The following is a 1,339-nucleotide window of genomic DNA, read 5'->3' as shown; positions in this document are numbered from 1 at the left end:
TCGTTCTCTAATGGGTCAAGGGGCGGCGGCTCGGTTTTGAGCATTGTCGACGCTTTTGGGTGCCTGCGTTCTCTACGTGCTCATCGGCACTTGATGGGGTCAGCTGGGTATGGTGCGGCTTGGTTGAAATCGCTGTCGGCCGATCGGATCGACCGCTGCTACAAAATCGGCGCCGTCATCCATGCCCTCCCTCGGGCGTCGTTCCCGCTCGGGAACTCGTATCGGTCTCCTTTCGGATGCCGGTTATGCCGGCCTAAACACGGTGCCATGCCGGAGCATGGCATGCATGATGATGGCGAGCCGGCGGGCGAGCGCGACCCGCGCCTTGCGCATCGTGGACCTCGCCGCGATGGCCAGCGCCCAGTCCCTCAGCTTCAGCGGTGCTTTGTAGCGCGTCAGCATGACATTAGCTGCTTCGTAGAGCAGGGTTCGTGTTCGCCGGTCGCCGCATTTGGAGATGCTGCCGGTGTAATCGACCTCGCCCGATTGATAGCGCCGCGGCACGAGGCCGAGATAGGCGCCGATATCGCGGGACCGCCGGAAGCGCTCGGGATCGTCGACGGCGGCTGTGAAGGCGAGCGCGGTGAGTTTGCCGACACCGGGAATGGTCATCAGCCGGCGGCACGCATTCGAGGCCTTGGCCATCCTCTTCAAGTCTGCGTCGATTGCCGAGACAGCCGAAAGCACGGCGGCGCGCGCCCCGATGAGGCCTCGCATGGCGGCGGACAGGCCGTCGATCCCTTCACTTGATTGCAATGCCTGTTTGATGAAGGCGGGGCTGAGCGCCCGCGGCAGCCGGACGCCGAACACCACGGCGAGGCCGCGGATCTGGTTCTCCAGCATGACGCGCTGCCCGACCAGCTTCTTGCGCGCGATGATGAGCGAACGGACAGCATGCGCCGGCAGCGACTTCACATGCGTCGGTTTGAAGAAGCCGGTGCGGGCGAGATGGGCCAGGCCACGGGCGTCGTTGCGGTCGGTCTTGTGGGTCGCAAGGGACTTCAACGCCTGATAGGCTTGGCGGCTCTCGATGCACACGACGGGCACGCCACGCTCAAACAAGCCGTGATAGAGCATCGGCGCCATGCGGCCGGTCTCGAACACAACCCGCTGGCAAGTCGGTGCCTTCGCCAGCGATGCAACGATCGCCTCGGCCGTCGACATCGTCTTCGCTTCGTGGACGACTGCTCCCTCACGGTCGAGAACGCACACATGCGTCTCTTCCATCGAGATGTCCAAGCCTGCAAAATATTCCATGGTCGGTCTCCTCTTCAAATGACGGAGCCGATCCTAACGGTCTCCGAGAAGAGCCGCTGCCCATTACCCCATGTTGAAAAAA

General features: G+C 63.2%; 1 protein-coding gene. It reads right to left on the bottom strand.

The window, feature by feature from the left end:
• Positions 1 to 243: 243 nt before the first annotated feature.
• Positions 244 to 1,257, bottom strand: coding sequence for an IS110 family RNA-guided transposase (locus tag AU465_RS33095; protein ID WP_192257222.1), 1,014 nt, complete (start codon positions 1,255 to 1,257; stop codon positions 244 to 246).
• Between the last annotated feature and the right edge of the window lie 82 nt (positions 1,258 to 1,339).

The organism is Mesorhizobium silamurunense (assembly GCF_014843905.1).
Lineage (GTDB): Bacteria > Pseudomonadota > Alphaproteobacteria > Rhizobiales > Rhizobiaceae > Mesorhizobium > Mesorhizobium silamurunense.
This window is presented reverse-complemented; position numbering and strand designations above follow the sequence as displayed.